This is a genomic window from Sphingobium sp. LB126, from assembly GCF_002795205.1.
Lineage (GTDB): Bacteria > Pseudomonadota > Alphaproteobacteria > Sphingomonadales > Sphingomonadaceae > Sphingobium > Sphingobium chungbukense.
Genome location: NZ_NETV01000004.1, coordinates 110,511 through 133,087 on the forward strand (window position 1 = coordinate 110,511; position 22,577 = coordinate 133,087).

Genomic DNA, 22,577 nt, shown 5'->3' on the forward strand with positions numbered 1-22,577 from the left:
GCCGGATGAAGGCAAACACCCCTCGCCCTGCCCATAGGCAATCTGACCCTATGCGCGGCAGCGCCAGGAGCCGGTAAGATCCGCGGCTGTGCGGTTCCCACAGCCGCGAGGGCGCGCCAGGCTGGTTCAGCCTTGCATGAAGAGGCGCCCCCTGGATCTTACCGCTCCATATCGATGACGATCCTGCCCTCGATATCGCCATGGTGCATGCGCGCGAAGACGTCGTTGATGTTCTCGAGCTTGTCCGCATGGACCGTGGCCTTGACCTTGCCCTCGCCGGCGAACGCCAGTGCCTCGAGCAGATCGAGCCGCGTGCCGACGATCGAGCCGCGCACGGTAATGCCGTTCAGCACGGTGTCGAAGATCGACAGCGGGAAGTCGCCCGGCGGCAGGCCGTTGAGCGCGACCGTGCCGCCGCGCCGGACCATGCCGAGCGCCTGCTGGAACGCCTTGGGCGAAACGGCGGTGACGAGCGCCCCGTGCGCGCCGCCAATGGCTTTCTTGAGCGCTGCCGAAGGGTCCTCATTGCGCGCGTTGACCGTCAGTGTGGCGCCAAGGCGTGTAGCGAGGTCGAGCTTGCTATCGTCGATGTCGACCGCGGCCACATTGAGACCCATGGCACGGGCATATTGCACCGCCATGTGGCCGAGCCCACCGATCCCTGAGACGACCACCCACTCGCCGGGTCGGGCCTCGGTGGCCTTCAATCCCTTGTAGACGGTGACGCCCGCGCAGAGGATCGGCGCAATGTCGAGGAAGTCGACATTGTCGGGAAGGTGACCAACATAGTCGGGATCAGCGAGCACATATTCGGCAAAGCTGCCATTGACCGAATAGCCGGTGTTCTGCTGTTCGTGGCAGAGCGTCTCCCAGCCACCCAGGCAATGCACGCAGTGCCCGCAGGCGGTGTAGAGCCAGGGCACACCGACCCGGTCGCCTTCCTTCACATGGGTGACGCCCGCACCGACGGCGGCGACATGCCCGACGCCTTCATGGCCCGGAATGAAGGGCGGGTTGGGCTTGACCGGCCAGTCTCCTTCTGCCGCGTGCAGGTCGGTGTGGCACACGCCGGTTGCCGCAATCTTGACCAGGATCTGTCCGGGGCCGACCGTCGGGATCGGCGCCTCCTCGATGACCAGGGGCCTGCCGAATTCGCGGACGACCGCCGCCTTCATGGTTTTCGCCATGTCCGTTTCTCCTTTTGAGCGAGGGGTCAGAACAGGCCGAGCGCGTGCTCGTCGTAGGAGACGAGCAGGTTCTTGGTCTGCTGATAATGGTCGAGCATCATCCGGTGGTTTTCACGCCCGAAGCCCGACGCCTTGTATCCGCCGAAGGCGGCATGGGCGGGGTACTGATGATAGCAGTTGGTCCAGACCCGCCCGGCCTCGATCGCGCGGCCGAGCCGGTAGGCGGTGTTGCCGCTCCGGGTCCAGACGCCCGCGCCAAGACCGTAGGCGGTGTCGTTGGCAAGTGCGATCGCCTCCTCGACCGTCTTGAAGGTGGTGACCGACAGGACGGGACCGAAGATCTCCTCCTGGAAGATGCGCATGTGGTTCTGACCCACGAACACGGTCGGCTGCACGAAATACCCCTGGTCGAGGGCACCCCCCGGCAGCGCCCTGGCGCCACCGACCAGACACTGCGCGCCCTCGGCCTTGCCGATATCGATATAGCCCAGGATCTTGTGGAGCTGGTCCTCCGACGCCTGCGCGCCGACCTGGACCGAGGGGTCGAGCGGATCGCCCTGGCGGATCGCGGCGACGCGTGCCACGGCGCGCTCGATGAAGCGGTCGAAGATCGACTCATGGATCAGCGCGCGCGACGGGCAGGTGCAGACCTCGCCCTTGTTGAACGCGAACAAAGTGAAGCCTTCGAGCGCCTTGTCGAAGAAGGCATCGTCCTCGTCGAGCACGTCCGCCATGAAGATGTTGGGCGACTTGCCGCCAAGCTCCATCGTCTGGGGGATCAGATGGTCGGCAGCCGCGTGCATGATCTGCTTGCCGGTGACGGTCTCGCCGGTGAACGAGACCTTGGCGATGCGCGGATTGGCGGCGATCGCCTGGCCGACGGTCCGTCCCGGGCCGGTGACGACATTGAGCACGCCGGGCGGCAGGATGTCGGCGGTGAGCTCGGCGAACATCAGCAAGGTGAGCGGCGTCTGGGATGCGGGCTTGATGACGGTGCAGTTGCCCGCCGCCAGCGCCGGGGCGATCTTCCACGCCGCCATCAGCAGCGGGAAGTTCCACGGGATGATCTGGCCGACGACGCCGAGCGGCTCGCGGAAATGATAGGCGATGGTGTCCGCATCGATCGTCGAGATGCCGCCTTCCTCCGCCCGGATGCAGCCGGCGAAGTAGCGGAAATGGTCGATCGCGAGCGGAACGTCGGCAGCACGCGTCTCGCGGATCGGCTTGCCGTTGTCGATCGTCTCGGCAAGCGCCAGCAGCTCCAGATTATCCTCGAGCCGGTCGGCGACGCGATTGAGAATCCTGGCGCGCTCGGCGGGCGCGATCCTTGCCCATTGATCCTTGGCGGCGTGCGCCGCATCGAGCGCGCGCTCGACATCTTCCGGCGTCGACAGCGCAAACTCGGCGATCTGGGCGCCATTGATCGGGCTCGTGTCCGCGAAATACTCGCCGCTCGCTGGAGCGCTCCATCGACCACCGATGAAATTATCATAGCGGTGTCGGAAGGACGCCGCAGCATTGATGGTCCCGATCGCCTTCTCGAACATCGCCTGTCTCCATCTTTACCGATGCCTGATGAAGTAGACCTTCTGATGAGACGGCCTATAAGTAAGTTCCGCAGACAAAAATCAGGCAGATTTTTTACGAAGCGCCAGGCTGGACACGCAAAAGAAACCGATGATTTTCTCATCAGCTTATAGATTATCTAGTCGCCTAAGCAGGCCATGGCTCTCGCCATTCAATCGCGGCGCAGAGGTCACTGAAGTCGATCCGGCCATGCTTGGTCGGACCTCTTAATCGTAAGCGCGGACCCGCAGCTCGGTGCCAACTCCTGGAGCTTTACGCATCGCGGGCTCCTCTCTCTCGCGGTGGACGCCTGCTTCTCGTTATGAAATCCTAGAAACTTGGAACACCTCTTGAAGAACAGGCCCGCCGCGGGGGCAGCGGCGGGCCCTCAGCCACAGGGGTCTGTTCTCGGGGCTGGAAACCTCACATGTCGCTCATCGGCTTGTCGGCCATAGGCGTGGCCGGCTTCTTCTTGGCGGCCGGCTTTGCCTTTTTCATCGGCATCTTGCAGCAGCCGCTCTTGGGCTTGCCAGCCATGCCCGAACCGCTCCCCTGCGACGAGCCACCAGACATTCCGGCCATGCCCGCAGCGCCCTGCTGGCCTTGCGGCTTCTGCATGCCGGCTTGGTGATCCTGCATCATCTGGTCGTGCATCTGCTGCCCTCCATGATCCATCCCCTGCTGATGGGCATGGGCAGTGGATGGCTTCGGCTGCGCAGGGGCGTGCTGGGGCGCGGCGGGTGCCGATTGCGCCAGACCCGCGCCAGCGAAGTTCAGGGTCGCCAGGCAGCCGATCGCGCCGACTAAAAGTTTCGTCTTTCGCATTGTGGTTCTCCGCATGATGTGTCCTTGCCCGATCGCCGTTTGCGACCGCGACCATACCGACCCCTCATGCGGGCTTGGCCCTTTGGTCTGAATACGTAAGTTACGAATCCGCACTGGATCAGGACTGGCAGGCCCGTGATCTTGCGGGCGAAACCATGGTCCAAGGGTCCAGCGGATTCACGACTGCATCGCATTAAAGCTCGCGCAGACCTTTATTCTGAAACGCAATTGGCCCGCCGGGGAAACGGCGGACCAACGTTGCGGCCCGGTCAAACGATACCAACGCCTTGTATGGCGAGGCTTTGATCAACCGACCTCTGATGGGCTTTTGGTTCAGCACCCCCCGCTCGGCCGATGCGACATGTCAGAAGCCCCCTCTCGGCTCCCCGATTCCCGCATGGCCATCCGGTGGCCTCGCATCATCTCACCGTGCATCTGGTCCTTGCCGTGCCGCATGCCCTCCACATGGGCCGTGCCGGACTGAGCCGGCGCAGGCTTGGCCTTGAGCGTCTCCTCGAGATCCGGCATGTCCGACGGCATGCCATCGGCGAGAACAGGCCCGGCGCCGAGGGCAAGGAGGCCGAGGGCTGCGAGCGAAGTGATAACTACCGTTTTCTTGCGCACTATCGATTCCTTCAAGTCTGGTTTCCGTTCGACCGGCTTCAGATCCGGTCGTTTCTCGCTCCTCCGGGAGCTTGCCCTTGAGATGGTATCGGTCCTGACCCGGCAGTATACGTAATATGCGAAGCGGGTGGTCAGCCGGTCATGTCCGCCATCATTCGGCAGCTCGCCGCGCATTTCTTGCAGGTGGCCGAGCAACGCGCGATCCGCTGGTCCTCGCTATGACGCCCGCATTCCTCGGCGCAGCGCTCGCAAGCATCGGCGCAGGCGCGGCACAGGATGGTATGGAGGGGGGATTCGCGCAGCATCGAGTTGGCGGTCGCCTGGCACAGTTCCGCACAGTCGTTCAGCATGGCGATCAGCGACGCCGTGGCTGACGCGCCGCCTTGCTTGGTCAGCCAGGCGGCGGTCTCCAGGCACATGCGGTGAGAAGCCACGCAATCGTCGATGCAGTCCGTCATCGACATCGCCATCCCGTCCATTCGATGCTGCTGCCCCGCCGCCGGCACAGCCAGCGTTCCAGCGGCGGCGAGGCCGGCGCCGGCCATCAGCAATTCGCGTCTCTCGATCATCATGCACCTCCCATCTGCTATCCCTTGAGCGCTGTGCCGCATCCGGCGGCCTCAGCCGTCGCAGGCGACCCATCCGACGCCGCACGCGCCTTCTCCCGCGCCATCCGCGTTTCCTCCCAGGGCCAGTGGCCGTTGATCTCGACCCCGAGCGAGATGCTCAGGAAGGTCCGCACCAGCACAAGCCCGGCCAGAACGATGAGATCGTCGAGCGTCGGGTTGATCACCAGCGACTTGACGATGTCGCCGGCGACCAGAAATTCCAGGCCGAGCAGGATGCTGCGGCCGAGCGCCGAGCGGAACGCGCTATAGGCCTCGGTCCGGTCGCCCGCCCTCGCCCGCCGCGCAAACAGAAAGGTTGCGAGTCCCGCGCCGACCAGGATGGTCAGCGTGCCCGCCAGTTCCAGGCCGATCACGGCGAGCCGGAAGAAGGCGCTCAGCCAGTCGGCCTCAATGGTGATCATACCAGCCTCGCTTGCGGATATTGTTGAAGCTGTCGGTGGCGTGACAGGCATAGCATTGGTCGACGCGCGCCTTCGATCCGGCTGCGCGCTGCGAGACCATGCTGAAATGCTCCATGAAGTGACTGGGCGGCGCCTTGTGGCACTCGGCGCACTGCGTCGAATTGACCGATGGATGGCGGTAATTGGCGATCTTCCAGCTGTCGGTCTTGTGGCAGCTCGCGCAGTCGGTGCCGAAAAGGCCCTGGTGCGGATCGCGGAACGCATGGCAGCTTGCGCAATTGAGCGCGGTCTCGGGGGTCAGGCTTCGAGTGTTTGTCGACATGCCCGCCAAAGGCTGCCGCCACTTTGCCATGTCGAGCAACGCGGCGTGATCCATGCGGATGATGCCGCGCTCTCCCTCATGTTCGACGTGGCAGGAGGTGCACTGCGTCGCTTTCGCGTGGAACTGAGTCGACTGCTTCGTCCCGAAATCCGTGCCTGCATGGCAGGTGAGACAGGTTCGGGTTTCGACGCCCTTGCCCGGCGTGTGGCAGGCCGTGCATTGGCCGGCGAAGGACTGGTGCGCGCTCGAGAGCGGGCCGGGCGAGACGAGCTGCGCCACCAGGCCGGCATCCCTCGGCGCGTCCGATCGCATCCGGATCGCGACCGCGGCGACCATCACCAGCAGGGCTGCGATGAAGACGGCGTAGGAAAGACGCTGCCAGCTCATAGCCAGCGCAGCCCGTAATAGATCGCCGCGCCGACGTGGAGCGCGAGCAGCGCGAAGATGAGACAGCCGAGCAGGATGTGCAGGAACCGCCACCGCGCGAACAGGGTGTTGGTCGCCTCTTCGGCGCGGATCGCGAATTCGGTATCGGCCAGCGCCGCAGCGATCCCCGCCTTGTCCTGGGGGTGCTGGCCCGCGGGCGCATCCCCGGCGACGAACAGATAGCGCCTCCAGCCCGACAGCGGCGCGGCTGCGGTATCGGCCTGCGCCGGCGCCGCCGGCTCCTCAAGGAAGGCGGCGCGAAGCGAGGCCAGTTCCGACCTGCGTCCGCGCAGCGCCCGACCAAGCTGGGCAAGCAGGTAGCGGCCGATGAAGCCGGTGATGACCGTCATCAGCAGGAGGACGGTCAGAAGCAGTCCGACCGGGCTTTCGAGCTTGTGCGCAGCGTGGACCAGACCCAGGATCGGCGCCAGCACGCCGGCATAGATGTGGATGGCGAGCAGGGTCGGCTTGCTGACGACCCGGGAGAGCGCCTTGTCGACCCAGGCGATGTGCTTGGCCGCGACATAGGGAAGCGTCAGCAGCATCAGCACGAGCGCTGCGATCCCGATGATCCCGCCAGCGAGGCTGCCCGGAAAGCGCGGTGACACATGCACCAGATAGCCGAACGGGAACAGCAGCAGGAACGCGACCAGGAGACCGACGGCGATGTCGCTGCGTTCGCGCATCAGGCTTCGACCACGAGCGGCGTGCCCGTCCCCTTCGCCTGGCACGCGAGCACATAGCCTTGCGCCTTGTCGGCGGGCGCGAGGCCGGACTCGACCTCCATCGTCACCTCGCCCTGCAGCAGCTTGACGACACAGGCGCCGCATGTGCCCGCACGGCAGGCATAGGGGATCTCGACGCCCGCGCCCTCGGCCGCCTCCAGCACGGTCTCGTCCGCGGGCAAGGCAGCCGACACCCCCGACACGGAGAAGGTCACCGTGCTCGGCGCCACCTCAGTGCTCGGGGCCGGCTTATCCGCTGGCGCGGGCGCGGGCTTGACCTCGAGATCCTCGGGGTCGGCAGGCAGCGAGGCCGGACCGAACGCCTCGGTGTGCAGCTGCGCTTCGGGGACGCCGAGCTCCGCCAGCACGCCGCGCATCGCCGCCATCATCGCCGGCGGGCCGCACATATGGATCCGCCGGCTCGCGATCTCCGGCACCGCGGCCAGGATCATCTCGCGGGTGATCGGCCCTTCGGGGCCCATCCAGACGGTGCCGGGCGCGCGCTGCATCGCGGCGACGACATGGAGGTTGGGAAAACGGCGTTCGAGCCGCTCGAGCTCGTCGCGGAACACGAATTCTTCGGTGGACCGTGCGCCGTAGAAGAAGAAGATATCGCCCTTCCACGCGGTGTCGGTGAGATAGCGCAGCACCGACATCATCGGTGTGATGCCTACCCCGCCCGCGATCAGCACGATGCTCTCGGCATCCGTTCCCGTGAAGGTGAAGGCGCCGAACGGTCCGCTGACCTTCAGCAGATCATCTGCGACGATCTTGTCGTGCAGGTGCCGCGAGACCACGCCCTGCTCCTCGCGCTTGACCGTCAGCTCGACATAGGCCCGCTGGGTCGGGGAGGAGGCGATCGTGTACGAGCGACGCGCGGTCTTGCCCGGCTCGGGCACCACCTCGACCTGCAGGAACTGTCCCGGCAGGAAGTCGAACGGCAGCCGATCGGCAGCCGGGTCCGCGAGCCGGAAGGTCAGCACGGTCGGCGTTTCTCGCACGATCTGTACCACACGCAGCTGCCCCGCCCAGCTTTTGGGCTTGCGCAGCGAAGCCCCCGCGGGCGCGGCCGCATTGCTCGGCGCGAGCCCAGCGCTATCGGCAACGGGTGCAGGCGCGGGCGCGGGCGCAACCCTGGTAGCGGGAGGGGCAGCCTTCGGCTCCGGCTTTTCCAATGCCTTGCCGGTGGCGACACCGCCGGCGATCGCCGCGATACGCCGCAGGCGGAAGATCTGCAGCGCGATCAGCGTGGCGCTCACCAGCCCCAGGAACAGCATGAGAAGGAGGTGCGAAGGCGAGATGCCGAACCAGTGATCGGCATGGCCGGGCGCGGCCTGGTCGATGTCGAGCTGATCGCGCAGCCAGGCAAGCCCGACCTCCCGGGGCGGCTGCAAGCCTCCGATCGCGCCCTGCGCGGCGGTGCCGGACCGGAACAGGTCGGTTCCCTCGCGCAGGCGGCGCGCCGCATCGAGCCGGGCCGAGACCGTGGTCGCACGCGCGCCGTCGGCCGAGGCGGCGTTGATCATCGCCAAGCCCATGCTTACCCGTTCCCCGGCCTGCGCAGCGACCCGCTGCCGGGCCGCTTCGTCGAGCGCGGGAAAGGCGAGCAACTGCGAAAAAAATGCGGTGCGGCGGGAATCGTGCCCATGTTCATTCTCGCCTTCGCCGTTGATCATGCGCTCCATCATGGAGTTCATCATCGAGGCCATATCGGAGGTGCCGACCTCGGGCTTTGCGGACATTGCGCCATCGGCCATCCCCGCACCGCCCGAAGTATCCCCATGATGTGCCGAATGGTCTTCGCCCTCCTGAGCGTGCACGCTCGCAGAGGGAAGGCTGAAAGCGAGCAACAACCCCAGACCCGAAAGGCGAAGGCTGGTCCAAACGCACATGTCGACCCCCTTCGCGCCCTTACATGTCCTTCATCGGCATCGCCGAATCCGCAGGCGCAGGCTCGGTCTTCGGAGCGCTGCTGTTCATGCCTCCCTGGCGCATCGCATCATGGTCCATGGCCTGCTGGTGATGCCGCTCCATCTCCTGTTCATTGGCCATGGCGTCCGAATGATCCATGCCGGCGGGATTTACGCTATCAGCGCCAGCCGCGGGTGCGGCGCTGTTGGCCGCAGCCGGCACCGTCTGATCGGTCTTGCGCTCACAGCCCGAAAGCGCCGCCATCGAGAGCAGGCTAACGCTGATTAACGACAGTATGGCTTTTCGATTTCCGACCATTGCTTCTTCCTTTCGTACTGGAGGAATCTCCGGGTGGCCGTGAGCCACCCGGAGCAGAAATCATTGGGCTTGGCGAAGAATCTTGCGGCACTGATCGTGCGACAGGTTCATGGGATTACGACCCTGCTGTTTCATCTCGCCATGGTCATGACGTGTCTGGAGACCCATATCGCCCTCCATGGCCCTACAGCTTTCGACCTGTGCGGAGGTAGGCGGCGTCGTCGCACAGGCGCCCAGAAGCAATGCTGGAACAATCCCAGCCACTATATGTATTCGTGTCATGATAAATCCCCTTTTAATAATGGTGTTTGTTCTTCCTGCGAGGTTTGCTCTTATATCTTTCGGTGATCAGTTCTCCGCCTTTCCGTGAGGAACGTGAGAATAGGGCAATCGGAAACAGGAACTTCGCCCGGGCACTCATCGGCAAGCAATCGAAGCATGTCGCGAATATCGGACAGGCGCTTGAGCCGGACTTCGGCGTCCGTAATCTTGGCGAGCGTGATATCGAGCACGGCCTGCGCATGCGCGGTGTCCGATGCCCTGAGCGCCAGCAGCTGCCGGGCCTGATCGAGGGTGAAGCCAAGCTCCTGCGCCGAGCGGATGAAGTTGACGCGCTCGAGGTCGGTCGCGTCGTAGAGCCTGTAGCCCGCTGCCGTGCGCGCGGGCTCGCGCAGCAGGCCCATTCGCTCATAATAGCGGATCGTATCCCGCCCCACGCCTGCGGCCGCGGCCAGTTCGCCGATCTTGAAATTGCCCATGTCATCCGCTCGATCATGCCGGTTGGACCATGGTCCAGGGTCAAGCGGTTTCGCTTTGACCCCGAACGGTCTCCTCGTCGCCGGCGGCCCGCTGCCCCGACGCGTCGCATCAGGGCAGCCCGTGCCGCCGGGCCACCGGCTTGTCAGTTCTTGCGAAGCTCGACGATGTCGTGCTTGGCAGGCGTGCCGTCGGCGACGGACACGTGCGCGAAGTGATCGTCAAAGATATGGTCGATCGTTACATGGCCGACGAGCTGGCGGTGATAGGTCGGCGCCACGCCCTTGGACGGACCCGGATGGGTCACGACGCGATAGACCTCGAGCTTCTGGCCGACCTCGGCGCCGTCGGCCTTGCCAATGCACACGACGGTGCCGTTGTTGCCCGTGTCGACGATCGAACCGCGCATGAAGAAGCTGTGCCCGATGCTCTGGGCCATAGTGGGGACGGCAGCAAGCATCGAAATGCCGGCAAGCGCGACCATGAGAGTTTTCCTGACCATATTCACCTCCTTGGATGCCACCGCCCGGACCTACCGAGGGGAAGAGCGTCTCTTCAGGCTTGGGACTACGGTCCCGGGTCCAGCCTCGATATACGTAGAGGCCGCAGCCGAACTTCTTCCTGGAGCGAGGTCTTTATTTAGGCGATGCTGGTGGAATCGGCGGCAAGCGCCTGGTAATCCGGCAGGCACGAGACTTTTGTTGGCTGCGACCACAAATCCCGCTAGATATCGAGGCCCGTGAAACGTCTGCTCGCCCTTCTGCTCGTCATCGGAGCGCTGTCCGGTCTCTTCGGAGCCCAGATGGCGGCCGCGCACAGCGTGCCGCAGGCGGCAGACGCGCCGCTGGCCAAGGGCATGGATGCGGACTGCATGGCGATGATGGCCAAGCAGCGGCCTGCGCCCCGCGAGAAGCCTTGCAAGGGCCTGACGCTCGATTGCATCGCCGCGATGGGATGCGTGATCCCGCTGGTCGCGACCGACCTCGCGGGCAGCGTTGAAACCCCGCGCCTGTCCGACGCCCCGTCCTTCTGGACGACCCATAGCATCTTGACGGGCAAGTCTTTCGCGCCCGACCCGGATCCCCCCACCAGCCTTGCCTGATTGAAGCCTGATGCCCGGCGCCTGCGCGTATGTGCGCAGCCCTGGCCGTTTCAATTTTTCGACAAGGATATTCCCGATGAACCGGTTCATTCCGGCTGCCGCAAAGGCAGCCGACAGGTTGCGGCGTCGCGCTCCGCACGATCGACGACACCGTCATCGCGCCGACGTGCAGGTTGGCGCATGCCTCCTACACCATGGCCTCTACAGCTCCGGGCGCGTCGGCGACCGGCAAGGCTCGCGAGCCGCATAGCGGGGACTCAGCGGGCCTGCTTCGACGGTGCCCCGTCCCGAGCTCGCCGAACCTTGCCTTCAAGGAGGACATGTCGATGGCCATCACGCCAAGGCGCGCTGTGCGACGCCTGTTGCTGTCGCTCGGTGCGACGCTCGCAACCGCCTGGGCGGTGCCGGTGTCAGCCGACCCGCTCACCTACGAGCAGGCGCTGGTGCGCGCGGCCGCCAATGCGCCGAGCCTCAAGGCGCGGGCTGCCGCGACCGCCGGCGCGCGCTCCTCGGCGATCGCGGCCGATCGCCTGCCCGATCCGACGCTCGACCTGGGCCTGCAGAACTTCCCGGTGAGCGGCCCCAATGCCGGCAGCTTCACGCGCGACGATTTCACCATGGCGACGATCGGGTTCAGCCAGACCTTCCCCAATCTCGCCAAGCGCCATGCACGCGCCGCGCGCGCCGCGGCCGATATCGGTGTCGCCGAGGCGGGGGAGCTGGTCGAAGGCCGCAACGTGCGGCTCGAGACCGCCCTCGCCTGGGTCGATCTCTATTATGGCGAACGCCGGCTCCGGCAGCTCGACCTGCTTGATGCCAGTCTCGACGACCTGCAGAAGACCGTGACCGCACGCCTGGCGTCGGGCAGCGCGCGCCCGAGCCAGGCGCTCGAGCCCGACCAGCTCCGCGCCGCCATCGCCGATCGCCGCGCCGAGATGGCTGCGGTGGTGGCGCAGGCCCGGGCCCGGCTCGCGCGCTATACCGGCGACCCCGACCCGCAGGTAACGGGCGACCCGCCGATGCTCGATGTCAATCCGGTTCGGCTGCGGGCCGGCATCGATGCACTTCCCGCCCTGCGCGCGCAGGATGCACGGATCGCGGTTGCCGAGGCGGACGTGCGGCTCGCGCGCGCCGACAAGCGCCCCGACTGGAAGGTCGGCGTCACCTATGGCCGGCGCGATCCGATGTACGGCGACATGGCCTCGGTCGGCGTGTCGATCGACCTGCCGCTGTTCGCCGGCAAGCGCCAGAATCCCAGGATCGCTGCAAGCGAGAGCCTCGTGCAAGGGGGTCGGTTCGACCGCGAGGCGATCCGCCGCGAGCTGGTGGCGCAGCTCGACGCCGACCTTGCCGATCATGCCATGCATCTCTCCCGGTTGCGCAATGCCCGCGAGACGCTGGTGCCCCTCGCCAGGCACCGCGCCGAGCTCGATCGCGACAGCTATGGCGCTGGCAAGCTCGACCTTGGCGCCGCGCTGCTCACGACGCTCGGGCTCGCGGAGGCCGAGGTCGAGGCGCTCAACCGCGAAGCCGACGTCGCGCGCGACGCGGTCCGCATCACGATCACCTATGGGGAGGAGCGGCCATGACGCTCGATAAATCCGCGCTGCGCTGGGGCGCATCGATCCTGGCTGTCGCGCTGCTGGCCGGCGGCACAGGCTATTGGGCAGGCCATCGCCAGGCGCCGCCATCCGAGGCAGCCACGCCCGCCGGGGCAGGCAACGTCCTTTACTGGTACGATCCGATGTTTCCCAACCAGAAGTTCGACAAGCCCGGCAAGTCGCCCTTCATGGATATGCAGCTGGTGCCGCGATACGCGGACGGAGGAAGCGCCGGCGCGGCCCCAACGGTCGCGGTCGATCCCGCCGCGCGGCAGAGCCTGGGATTGCGGATCGTCGCGGCGAAGATGGGCAGCCTTGCCTCGGCCCTCGAGGTCACCGGCACGATCGACTTCAACCAGCGTGACGTCGCCATCATCCAGGCGCGTTCGGGCGGGTTCGTGAGCCGTGTCTATGCGCGCGCGCCCGGGGACGTGGTCCGCGCGGGCGCGCCGATCGCGGACCTGCTGCTGCCCGAATGGGGCGGCGCGCAGACCGAATATCTGAGCGTCAGGCGGCTCGGCAAGCCCGATCTCACCGCGGCCGCGCGCCAGCGACTGCGGCTGATGGGCATGTCCGACGGCCTCATCGCCAGCGTCGAGCGGAGCGGACGCCCGAACGGCGTGGCGACGATCACGACGCCGATCTCCGGCACGATCCAGACGCTCGACGCCCGTGCCGGCGTGACGCTCGCCATGGGCCAGACGCTCGCCCAGGTAAGCGGGCTCGGCACCGTCTGGCTCAACGCCGCGGTACCCGAAGCGCGCGCGGGCGATGTCCGGGTCGGCCAGAATGCCAGCGCCACGCTGGCGAGCTTCCCCGGCGAGAGCTTCGCCGGCCGGGTGATCGCGATCCTGCCGACCACGCAGGCCGACAGCCGCACGCTCACCGTGCGGATCGAGCTGCCCAACCGGAACGGGCGGTTGCGGCCGGGCATGTTCGCCACCGTCGCGCTTGGCGGCGATGCCAAGCCGGCGCTGCTGGTGCCGAGCGAGGCGGTGATCCGCACGGGCAAGCGCACGCTCGTCATGCTGGCCGCAGGCGACGGGCGCTATCATCCCGCCGAGGTCCGCATCGGCCGCGAGGCGGGCGGCGAGACCGAGATCCTTGCCGGCCTGTCGCCCGGCGAGAAAGTCGTCGCCTCGGGGCAGTTCCTGATCGATTCCGAGGCGAGCCTGTCGGGAATCGAGGCGCGGCCGATCGGCGGCGGTGCGGCATCGGCGACCATCGCCGCGCCGGCGTCGAAAGCCACGCTGTACGAGACGACGGGCCAGATCGAGCGGATCACGGCCAATTCGGTGACGCTCAGCCACGAACCGGTCCCCGCGCTCGACTGGCCCGCGATGACGATGACCTTCGCGCTCGCCGATCCGGGCATCGCGCGCGGCTTCAAGGCGGGTGACCGGGTTCGGTTCGGGTTCGACCGGCCCCCGACGGGACCGACGCTGCGGCATATGGCGAAGGTGGCGGGCCGATGATCGCCCATCTCATCCGCTGGTCGGTCAAGAACCGTTTCTTCGTTCTGATCGGGATGCTGGCGCTGGTCGGCGCGGGCCTATGGGCGGTGCGCTCGACCCCGATCGATGCCCTCCCCGATCTGTCGGACGTGCAGGTCGTGATCCGCACCAGCTATCCCGGCCAGGCGCCGCAGATCGTCGAGAACCAGGTCACCTATCCGCTCACCACCACCATGCTGTCGGTGCCAGGCGCCAAGACCGTGCGCGGCTACAGCTTCTTCGGCGACAGCTTCGTCTATGTGATCTTCGAGGATGGCACCGATCTCTATTGGGCGCGCAGCCGCGTGCTCGAATATCTGAACCAGGTGCAGGGGCGCCTGCCGGCGAGCGCGCGCAGCGCGCTCGGGCCCGACGCGACCGGGGTTGGCTGGGTCTATGAATATGCACTGGTCGACAAGACCGGCCGGCATGACCTGTCGCAGCTGCGCGGGCTGCAGGACTGGTTCCTGCGCTATGAGCTCAAGACCGTGACCGGTGTCGCCGAGGTCGCCAGCATCGGCGGCATGGTCAAGCAGTATCAGATACTGCTCGATCCGGTGAAGCTGGCCGCATACGGGGTGACCCATGCCCAGGCGGTCGAGGCGATCCGGCAGGCCAATCAGGAAGCGGGCGGCTCGGTGCTCGAGCTGGCCGAAGCCGAATATATGGTGCGCGCCTCAGGCTATCTGAAGACGCTCGACGATTTCCGCGCGATCCCGCTGAAGACGGCGGCCGGCGGCGTGCCGGTTCGCCTCGGCGACGTCGCCACGATCCAGATCGGCCCCGAGATGCGGCGGGGCATCGCCGAGCTGAACGGCGAAGGCGAGGTCGCAGGCGGGGTCGTGATCCTGCGCTCGGGCAAGAATGCGAGGCTGACGATCGCGGCGGTCAAGGAGAAGCTCGCAGACCTCAAGAAGAGCCTGCCGCCGGGCGTCGAGGTGGTGACGGTCTATGACCGCTCGCAGCTGATCGACCGCGCTGTCGAGAACCTGACGCACAAGCTGGTCGAGGAGTTCGTCGTCGTGGCCCTGGTCTGTGCGCTCTTCCTCTGGCATGTCCGCTCGGCGCTGGTCGCGATCCTCACCCTTCCCCTGGGCGTGCTCGCCGCCTTCGTCGTGATGCGCTACCAGGGCGTCAACGCCAACATCATGTCGCTCGGCGGAATCGCCATCGCGATCGGTGCGATGGTCGATGCGGCCGTGGTCATGATCGAGAATGCCCACAAGAAGATCGAGCGCTGGGAGCAGGATCATCCGGGCACGCATCTCGACCGCGAGACGCGCTGGATCGTCGTCACCGAGGCGGCGGCCGAGGTCGGGCCGGCGCTGTTCTTCAGCCTGCTGATCATCACGCTGTCGTTCATCCCCGTGTTCACGCTGGAGGCGCAGGAAGGCCGGCTGTTCGCGCCGCTCGCCTTCACCAAGACCTATGCGATGGCGGCGGCCGCGATCCTGTCGGTGACCCTGGTGCCGATCCTGATGGGCTGGCTGATCCGGGGGCGGATCCCGGCCGAGCAGGCCAATCCGGTCAATCGCTGGCTGACCGACATCTACCGGCCCGCGATCGACTGGACGATGCAGCGGCCCAAGACCGTGCTGCTGATCGCGGCTTTGGTGTTCGCGACCACCGCCTGGCCGCTCAGCCGGCTCGGCGGCGAATTCATGCCCAACCTCGACGAGGGCGACCTGCTCTACATGCCCTCGGCCCTGCCCGGTCTCTCGGCCGCCAAGGCGAGCGAGCTGCTCCAGCAGACCGACCGGCTGATCAGGACGGTGCCCGAAGTCGAAAGCGTGTTCGGCAAGGCGGGGCGCGCCGAGACCGCGACCGACCCCGCCCCGCTCGAGATGTTCGAGACGACCATCCAGTTCAAGCCCCGCGACCAGTGGCGACCCGGCATGACGCCCGAACGCCTTGTCGACGAGCTCGATCGCCGGGTGAAGCTTCCGGGTCTCGCCAATATCTGGGTGCCGCCGATCCGCAACCGCATCGACATGCTCGCGACCGGCATCAAGAGCCCGATCGGGGTCAAGGTGTCGGGCAGTGATCTCGCCGAGCTCGACCGCATCGCCCATGATGTCGAGACGGCGGCCAGGAGCGTGCCGGGCGTCAGCTCGGCGCTCGCCGAGCGGCTGACCGGCGGACGCTATGTCGATGTCGACGTGGACCGCGCCGCCGCCGCGCGCTTCGGGCTCAACATCGCCGACGTCCAGGCCATCGTCTCCGGCGCGATCGGCGGCGAGACGATCGGCGAGACGGTGGAGGGCCTCGCCCGCTATCCGATCAGCGTGCGCTATCCGCGCGAATTGCGCGACAGCCTCGAAGGACTGCGGGCGCTACCGATCCTGACGCCCGCGGGCCAGCAGATCACGCTCGGCACCGTGGCAAACGTCACAATCGCCGAGGGCCCGCCGATGCTCAAGACCGAGAATGCCCGGCCCTCGACCTGGGTCTATGTCGATGTGCGCGGGCGCGATCTCGCCTCGGTGGTTGGCGACCTGCAGCGCGCGGTCGCGAAACAGGTCAGGCTCTCGCCGGGCGTCAGCATCGCTTACTCTGGCCAGTTCGAATATCTCGAGCGCGCGGTCGACCGCTTGAAGCTGGTCGTGCCCGCGACGCTGCTGATCATCTTCGTGCTGCTGTACCTCATCTTCGGCCGCTTCGACGAGGCGGCATTGATCATGGGCACGCTGCCGTTCGCGCTGACCGGCGGCATCTGGACGCTCTATCTGCTCGGGTTCAACCAGTCAGTCGCGACCGGGGTCGGGTTCATCGCGCTAGCCGGCGTCTCCGCCGAGTTCGGGGTGGTGATGCTGATCTATCTCAAGAATGCGCTGGCCGAGCGCACGGCTAATCCGGACGCCGCCGAGGTGAAGGCCGCGGTGCGCGAAGGCGCGCTGCTGCGCGTCCGGCCCAAGGCGATGACGGTCGCGGTGATCCTCGCCGGCCTGCTGCCGATCCTGCTGGGATCGGGCGCGGGCTCGGAGGTGATGAGCCGGATCGCGGCGCCGATGATCGGCGGCATGCTGAGCGCGCCGCTGCTGTCGATGTTCGTCCTGCCCGCCGCCTATCTGCTGCTGCGCCGGCCGAAGACCGACCCCATCCATCAACCCGCTTCATCATGAAGGAGACGATTATGAGACATGCACGACTGACCCTCGCCCTCGGCCTTGCCGTCCTGACCGCCGCGTGCGGCAAGAAGGGCGAGACCCCGGTTACAACCGAAACCAACCAGGCGGCGCCTGCCGCGACCATGAGCGGCGACATGGGCAACATGTCGATGGCGCCCGACGCGAACGCCGCAATCAAGGCCAAGGGCCATGGCACCGTCACCGCGATCGACAAGACGGCGGGCACGATCACGCTCAACCACGGCCCGATCCCCGAAGCCAAGTGGCCGGCGATGACGATGGCGTTCAAGGCGGCGCCCGCGATCACCGATGCGGTCAAGGTCGGCGACAAGGTCGATTTCGACCTCTCGCTCAAGGGCAGCGATGGCGAGGTCACCGCGATCACAAAGCAATGATCCGCTAAGTTCGACCAAAAGAAGCTGGTTGCGTCGCCGCTCCGGGGCGGCGACGCCCCTGCCGGCCGTCTGCCTGGCCGTGCGCCCGGTCTACGGATGCGATCGGCAACGCCCAACGCCAGCCGCGTTTCCCTGCGCGATCACAGGCAGTTTGAGCAAGCTTCGCGGATCGCACATTGAACGTGCAAGCCGCCCTTGCCCGCGATAGCCTGAGCGGCAAGGAGCCAGTTCAGGATGACCGAGCCAGTATGACCTTGTTACCCACGACACATCATGATCTCTTGAGCGAGCTTGTCCGTCGTTGGCGAGACGATCCGGGCGCCACCTATCGCTCCTGGTTTCTTTGGGACGAACGCCTGAAAAACTTCCGCTCCATCCGTCGGGGGCTGCAGCAGGTGGTCGTGGAAATCGAAAGTGGGCGGTTCGGCGTCGCCTATCGCGGCTCGTCACTGGAAACGGTTGTCCACTCGATCGCCGAACAGCGGCAGATCTTCAAGGGCGCCGACCATGCCTGGCTGTGGAAGCCCAAGCTGCGCATTCCCGACATTTACGAAAGCCCGGACAATCAGCGGGCGTTCGGTCGCCTGCTCGACAATTGCTCGTGCTGCGACACCGCCGAGGAGATCATCAGCCACATCCGCAGCATAGATGCGCTCAAGATCAAGGGGCTGGGTCCGGCGGCGGCCAACCTGCTCTATTTCCTTCACCCGACGCTGGTGCCGCCCTTCAATACCGCGATCGTCAAGGGCTACAACGCCGTCACCGGCGCCAAGGTGAAGCTTGGCTCATGGGATCATTTTCTCGCCATGCGCGCCGGTATCCTCGATCTCAACGACCGTTACCGCGAGCTGCTCTCGAACGATCTCGGCGCGATCGGCGGACTGCTGTTCGACATCGGCTCGGGCCGCTATCCGGCGCCGCCGCTGGATGACGATGCCTCCTTACGCTGTGACTGGCTTGGCCGGTTGGAACAGGCGCGAGCCGAGGCCGCTCGGCTCGACAAGACCATGGCAGCGCAAGGCGAAACCGACCGTACGCATACGGAAATCCAGGCCTGGCTGCGCGACCTCGGCCATGCGCTCGGTTACGATGTCTGGATCGCCGCCAATGACCGGGGCCGGCTTCATGCGGACGCGCCGCTCGGGGCGGGATGCCTGGAGCATCTCCCGGAAGCCATCGCCACTTCACCTGGCGCGGATTCGATCCGTCTGATCGACGTTCTGTGGTTGGAAAAGGGTGGCAACGGCGTCGCCGCGGCCTTCGAGGTTGAACATTCGACCTCGATCTACTCAGGGATCGTCCGCATGCTCGATCTGGCGCTGTCGGGAAGCGATCTGCACGCTGCCGCCGGGCTGTTCCTGGTCGCACCAAATTCGCGCGAGCAGGATGTTCGCGCGCAACTCCGTCGTCCGGCGTTCAGCCGCATCGCGGATCTCGACTTCGCCTATCTCCCGTATGGCGAGCTGGAAAAGAACAAGGAGGCCATCGCCCGGTTCGGGTCCGGTCTGAAGGCGATCAAGGCAATCTCCAGCCCCTTGCCCTGACGCAGACCACCGTACGGCGGCGACCAAAAGCCAATGGCCATTCCCTTGTGCTTCCGGCAAATAACTGCGGGTGAGAGCGAAGGCCCTACGGTTGGCGCTAACAGTGTCCAACAGGCGTCGGCTTTCACCTGATTGTCGGCCATCAAGCCGAGATAAAACATCGCATTATCTACAGGTAGAGGCCGAGAAACGACGCGCCGGGGACCGGATTGAAGGAAATCGGCTCGGCAGCAACAAAACCGAGAGCCTCATATAGCTTGCGCGCGGGAACGGACTTCGCCTGCACGTCGAGCCTCATTTCGCTATATCCCACCGCGCGAGCTTCTTCGATCAGACGTTCAGCGAGAGCGCGACCAAGATGCTGTCCCTGAGCATGGGGGCGAACATAAAGTCGTTTCATTTCGCATATTTCAGGAGTGACTTGCCGCATTGCGACGCAGCCCTCTAATTCTCCATCCCGATCCGCGAGCAACACGCATCCTTTCGGTAAAGCATATTTACCCGGCAGAGTCGCAAACTCGGCATCGTTGTTTTGATAATTAAGATTTACCGGAGAATTGGCGATAAATTCACGCCAGATGCCTAGCACCGCCGCTTTATCGGCAGGGAAAACTGCGTGTCGGATGACCGTCATAGCATGAAGGTCTTGCCGAAGATCATGGCTGCGATGAGGCACGTTTTTGAGAGCATTGTGGTGATGCAAAACCAACGTCGAAAATCACATGAATCGCGCCGCCCCAGGCCGGGGGCGGTCCTCTGCTACTGGATCAGCGGCGATGCCGCCTGACGGAAACACTCTCAGCGAGGTTGTCGCGCACTTCTGCGATCCGACAGTGGCTTTTGGACATCGTGAGGGATCGGGGACCGCGCAAAGCCGTGCGCGGCGGGATCACAATGGAATTGCGCCGCCCCTCTGACGGGACCATGTGATTATCGTCCGTTAAGCGCTCTTTTGGCCGACAGGGGCGGAAAACAGTCAATCGTTGCCTAGCGCACGTAAAATGTACTTTTGTGTAGTCACCCCCCTCGAGCCGCTCGCGCAGCGTGGCGATCGTCATACCGGCGTCCCCTCGGCCTTGGCGGCACTGCGCCGGTTCCATAGGAAGCCGGCAACCAGCAGCACGGCCATGACGAGCTGCGCCACGATTGTCTCCCGCGTCGGGTAGATCCCCAACAGCTCACTTCGGGGGAGCCCCGGCCACGGCGTGACGGGGAGATAGCCGGCTTCTTGCAGCGCGGCGCTCCCCTTGCCGATCAGGACCACGGCCAGCACTGCGATCAGCGCCGAGCTGTAGGCGAAGAACTTGCCGATCGGCAGCGTGCGGCTGTAGCGCATCATCACGAAGGCGATGACACCGAGTAGCGCAACCGCCGTGAGCGCGCCCGCTATGACCGCGCCGCCATTCCCCTGTCCCCAAATGGCGGCATAGAACAGGATCGTCTCGAAAACCTCGCGATAGACGACGACGAAGGAAAGCAGGAACAGGAACCATGCCGATCGGCGGCTGAGCGCCTTGCTCAGCTTGTCGCGGATATAGCGTTGCCACGCATCGGCATTGCTCTTGCCGTGCATCCAGATTCCGACCCACAGCAGCACGATCGCGGCGAACACCCCGCCGAATCCTTCGGAAAGTTCTCTGCTCGCACCGCTGATTTCGATGATCCACGTTGCCGCCGCCCAAGTGACGGCCCCGGCGACGAGGGCAGCGACCCAACCACCATGCACATAGGGCAGCATGTCGCGTCGTTCGGCTTTGCTCAGGAAGGCGATCATGGCGACTACGATCAACAGGGCTTCCAGCCCTTCGCGCGCCAGGATCGTGAACGCGGCCACGAAGCTTGACGTGGCCGACGCCTCGCTTGGCGCGAGCGCCGTTTCGGCATCGGCAAACAGGCCGTCGAGCGTGGCGACGCGATCCTTGACCGTCGCGACCGGCTCCCCCTTGGCGATCCCGGCGCGCAGATCGGCCATCGCGCCCTCAATGCGGACCATCAGCGCATTGTCGCGCGCCGACAGCACGGCCTCGACCGGCTCGAATCCGTCGAGATAGGCCGAAAGCGCCAGATCGGTCGCGGCCTTGCGCTCACCCCGGCCATAGGCGGCCAGGGCGTCGTCAAGCCGGGTGCGGGCCAGCGCCAGCGTGCCCGCCGCTTCCGCCGCGATCGTCGCTTCGGGATGGTGGCGCAGATAGGCCATGAGCTGGCGGGCCTTGTCGTCGCCCACTTGCGCGCCCAGCGCGGCCGGCGTCGTGCCGACCAGCTTTTCCAGATCGAGGCGCTTGCGAAGATCGGCATCGCCATCCCACAGCGCCTTTCCGGCGTTCGCCTCGCTCTCCGGATAGGCGAACGAACCGGCATAGAAGGCCAGCGCCCAGCGGTCTTGCGCGGGCAGTTCGGCGAAGCTCACCATGCTCGTGCCGTCGAGTCCCTGTTCGATCACCTGATAGAGCGCGAATATACTGCGCTCGCGCGCCCGTGCTTCATCGGCGAAAGCGATGGGCGCGGGATCGAGGCCACGCGCTTGCAGGCCGTCGCCGTGGCCGGTTCCACCGTGGCAGCTCGCGCAGTGTTGCGCGTAAAGCGCCTTCCCGCGCGCTACGTCGGGCGCGCTCGCTGGCGCGAGCGGAAGCGGATAGGCTTTGATGAGATCGGCCGCGAGACCGCGCGCAGCAGTCGCAATGGCGGGCGGCGGCGCTTTTGCGGCGATGATCCGTTGCAGGTTGCTGGCCTGACGTTCGAGGCCAGCAACCTGCAACGACGCCGGCAGCTCCCCGATCAGCTTGGCGGCCGTCGCGGAGAACTCTTGCATTTCGGCATATTCGCCAGCGTTGGCGATTTTCCCGTCCGCGACCGCTTCGGGATAATCGACCGCGATATAGTCGAGAAGCCGCCACGCTGTTTGTGCGGGTGCGGTTTGAGCCACCGCAGGCGTGGCAAGCGACATGAAGCTAAGGGCGGCGATGGCCAGCAACCCGAGCGTTAGCGGGCAATGTGTATCGCGATTGCGGCGCATTAGCGAGGATAAGCTGCAAAGCAGTCTGTTGAGCCACGAAACGACGCCGCTTGCTGGCCCGTGCGTGGCGATCCGATGATTATCCATCCGAACGCCTCGTTTGCGCCGTCCGCTGGGAACGGCTATATTTCAAATGAACTTGAACTGTTGGGCGACAGATGGACGAAAATCAAGCACTCGCTGCCTTCGCCGGCATTTCCAACCAAACCCGCCTCCGGATCGTCCGGTTCCTTGTGGTGGCGGGTGCGGACGGACGGTCTGCCGGAGCGATCGGCGAGGCGCTGGGCGACACGTCCCCATCGCGCCTGTCGTTTCATCTCAATCAGCTTCAGCAATCCGGCTTGATCGAAAGCCGGCGCGAGGGCCGGTCGATTATCTACAGTGCCATTTTAACCGCGTTGTCCGATCTTGTGGCGTTCCTCATGCACGATTGCTGCGAAGGGATTGCCCTGTCTGCGACCAGGCCATTGCATTGTTCGCCAAATGCACCGGGCGGCCTACGCCTGTGGCGGCGCTGGCCGAGCAAAGATAGATGATCCGAGCGTTTCCTTTTTCTCGATCACTTGCAGTAGAGCGATAGTAGTAAAGGCAAACAGGTGGTGCCGCCATGT

22 protein-coding genes are annotated in these 22,577 nt (G+C 65.6%); 8 read left to right on the forward strand and 14 right to left on the reverse strand.

From position 1 onward, the window contains the following. Positions 1-158: 158 nt before the first annotated feature. From adhP to CAF53_RS28485, 3 genes are all read right to left on the reverse strand, one after another. Complete coding sequence (adhP, locus tag CAF53_RS24730) at positions 159-1,187, reverse strand: alcohol dehydrogenase AdhP (protein WP_100239924.1); 1,029 nt, start codon at positions 1,185-1,187, stop codon at positions 159-161. 26 nt (positions 1,188-1,213) lie between these two features. After that, on the reverse strand, positions 1,214-2,734 hold the full coding sequence (locus CAF53_RS24735) for an aldehyde dehydrogenase family protein (RefSeq protein WP_004212675.1): 1,521 nt from the start codon (positions 2,732-2,734) through the stop codon (positions 1,214-1,216). 442 nt (positions 2,735-3,176) lie between these two features. Beyond that, the gene (locus CAF53_RS28485; RefSeq protein ID WP_242443645.1) at positions 3,177-3,407 is read right to left on the reverse strand and encodes a hypothetical protein; all 231 of its coding nucleotides are present in this window, start codon (positions 3,405-3,407) and stop codon (positions 3,177-3,179) included. 12 nt (positions 3,408-3,419) lie between these two features. Here CAF53_RS28485 and CAF53_RS28490 point away from each other — a divergent pair, with 12 nt between their 5' ends. Further along, positions 3,420-3,560 (forward strand): hypothetical protein, encoded by a 141-nt coding sequence (locus CAF53_RS28490; protein ID WP_242443646.1) that lies wholly within the window; start codon positions 3,420-3,422, stop codon positions 3,558-3,560. A 351-nt stretch (positions 3,561-3,911) separates the two neighbouring features. On the opposite strand, the gene CAF53_RS24750 is transcribed toward CAF53_RS28490, so the two are convergent. The 9 genes from CAF53_RS24750 to CAF53_RS24795 all read right to left on the reverse strand — a co-directional run bounded on the left by CAF53_RS24750 (position 3,912) and on the right by CAF53_RS24795 (position 10,192). Beyond that, complete coding sequence (locus CAF53_RS24750; protein ID WP_100239947.1) at positions 3,912-4,202, reverse strand: hypothetical protein; 291 nt, start codon at positions 4,200-4,202, stop codon at positions 3,912-3,914. Positions 4,203-4,333: 131 nt separating this feature from the next. Then, positions 4,334-4,774 (reverse strand): four-helix bundle copper-binding protein, encoded by a 441-nt coding sequence (locus CAF53_RS24755; RefSeq protein WP_100239926.1) that lies wholly within the window; start codon positions 4,772-4,774, stop codon positions 4,334-4,336. Positions 4,775-4,788: 14 nt separating this feature from the next. Continuing rightward, the gene (locus CAF53_RS24760) at positions 4,789-5,232 is read right to left on the reverse strand and encodes a DUF1622 domain-containing protein (protein WP_007406411.1); all 444 of its coding nucleotides are present in this window, start codon (positions 5,230-5,232) and stop codon (positions 4,789-4,791) included. Continuing rightward, positions 5,219-5,941, reverse strand: coding sequence for a hypothetical protein (locus CAF53_RS24765; protein WP_007406380.1), 723 nt, complete (start codon positions 5,939-5,941; stop codon positions 5,219-5,221). The genes CAF53_RS24760 and CAF53_RS24765 overlap by 14 nt, the downstream gene beginning before the upstream one ends. Continuing rightward, positions 5,938-6,666, reverse strand: a complete 729-nt coding sequence (locus CAF53_RS24770) for a hypothetical protein (protein ID WP_100239927.1) — start codon at positions 6,664-6,666, stop codon at positions 5,938-5,940. The genes CAF53_RS24765 and CAF53_RS24770 overlap by 4 nt, the downstream gene beginning before the upstream one ends. Then, positions 6,666-8,597, reverse strand: a complete 1,932-nt coding sequence (locus CAF53_RS24775; RefSeq protein ID WP_100239928.1) for a 2Fe-2S iron-sulfur cluster-binding protein — start codon at positions 8,595-8,597, stop codon at positions 6,666-6,668. Before CAF53_RS24775 ends, CAF53_RS24770 begins: the two co-directional genes overlap by 1 nt. A gap of 19 nt (positions 8,598-8,616) precedes the next feature. Beyond that, the gene (locus CAF53_RS24780; RefSeq protein ID WP_030541633.1) at positions 8,617-8,934 is read right to left on the reverse strand and encodes a hypothetical protein; all 318 of its coding nucleotides are present in this window, start codon (positions 8,932-8,934) and stop codon (positions 8,617-8,619) included. A 332-nt stretch (positions 8,935-9,266) separates the two neighbouring features. After that, positions 9,267-9,692, reverse strand: a complete 426-nt coding sequence (locus tag CAF53_RS24790; RefSeq protein WP_030541634.1) for a heavy metal-responsive transcriptional regulator — start codon at positions 9,690-9,692, stop codon at positions 9,267-9,269. Between the two features lie 143 nt (positions 9,693-9,835). Further along, entirely contained in the window at positions 9,836-10,192 is a 357-nt protein-coding gene (locus tag CAF53_RS24795; protein ID WP_197707574.1) for a hypothetical protein, read from the reverse strand. A 237-nt stretch (positions 10,193-10,429) separates the two neighbouring features. Between CAF53_RS24795 and CAF53_RS24800 the strand changes: the two genes are divergently transcribed. From CAF53_RS24800 to CAF53_RS24825, 6 genes are all read left to right on the forward strand, one after another. Then, the gene (locus CAF53_RS24800; RefSeq protein ID WP_100239930.1) at positions 10,430-10,792 is read left to right on the forward strand and encodes a hypothetical protein; all 363 of its coding nucleotides are present in this window, start codon (positions 10,430-10,432) and stop codon (positions 10,790-10,792) included. 326 nt (positions 10,793-11,118) lie between these two features. Further along, the gene (locus CAF53_RS24805) at positions 11,119-12,381 is read left to right on the forward strand and encodes a TolC family protein (protein WP_100239948.1); all 1,263 of its coding nucleotides are present in this window, start codon (positions 11,119-11,121) and stop codon (positions 12,379-12,381) included. Beyond that, positions 12,378-13,868 (forward strand): efflux RND transporter periplasmic adaptor subunit, encoded by a 1,491-nt coding sequence (locus CAF53_RS24810; protein ID WP_100239931.1) that lies wholly within the window; start codon positions 12,378-12,380, stop codon positions 13,866-13,868. Before CAF53_RS24805 ends, CAF53_RS24810 begins: the two co-directional genes overlap by 4 nt. Beyond that, a complete protein-coding gene (locus tag CAF53_RS24815) occupies positions 13,865-17,008 on the forward strand; it encodes an efflux RND transporter permease subunit (protein ID WP_100239932.1) in 3,144 nt (1,047 codons plus the stop codon). The genes CAF53_RS24810 and CAF53_RS24815 overlap by 4 nt, the downstream gene beginning before the upstream one ends. 11 nt (positions 17,009-17,019) lie before the next feature. Next, entirely contained in the window at positions 17,020-17,409 is a 390-nt protein-coding gene (locus tag CAF53_RS24820) for a copper-binding protein (protein WP_021245555.1), read from the forward strand. A 248-nt stretch (positions 17,410-17,657) separates the two neighbouring features. Then, positions 17,658-18,953 carry a hypothetical protein gene (locus tag CAF53_RS24825; protein WP_021245554.1) on the forward strand — a complete coding sequence of 432 codons (1,296 nt, stop codon included), beginning with the start codon at positions 17,658-17,660 and terminating at the stop codon, positions 18,951-18,953. Between the two features lie 169 nt (positions 18,954-19,122). On the opposite strand, the gene CAF53_RS24830 is transcribed toward CAF53_RS24825, so the two are convergent. Then, entirely contained in the window at positions 19,123-19,587 is a 465-nt protein-coding gene (locus tag CAF53_RS24830; protein WP_100239933.1) for a GNAT family N-acetyltransferase, read from the reverse strand. A 420-nt stretch (positions 19,588-20,007) separates the two neighbouring features. Next, on the reverse strand, positions 20,008-21,966 hold the full coding sequence (locus tag CAF53_RS24835) for a cytochrome c/FTR1 family iron permease (protein WP_241231350.1): 1,959 nt from the start codon (positions 21,964-21,966) through the stop codon (positions 20,008-20,010). 158 nt (positions 21,967-22,124) lie between these two features. Here CAF53_RS24835 and CAF53_RS24840 point away from each other — a divergent pair, with 158 nt between their 5' ends. Next, positions 22,125-22,502 carry a metalloregulator ArsR/SmtB family transcription factor gene (locus tag CAF53_RS24840; protein WP_100239935.1) on the forward strand — a complete coding sequence of 126 codons (378 nt, stop codon included), beginning with the start codon at positions 22,125-22,127 and terminating at the stop codon, positions 22,500-22,502. Positions 22,503-22,577 lie beyond the last annotated feature (75 nt).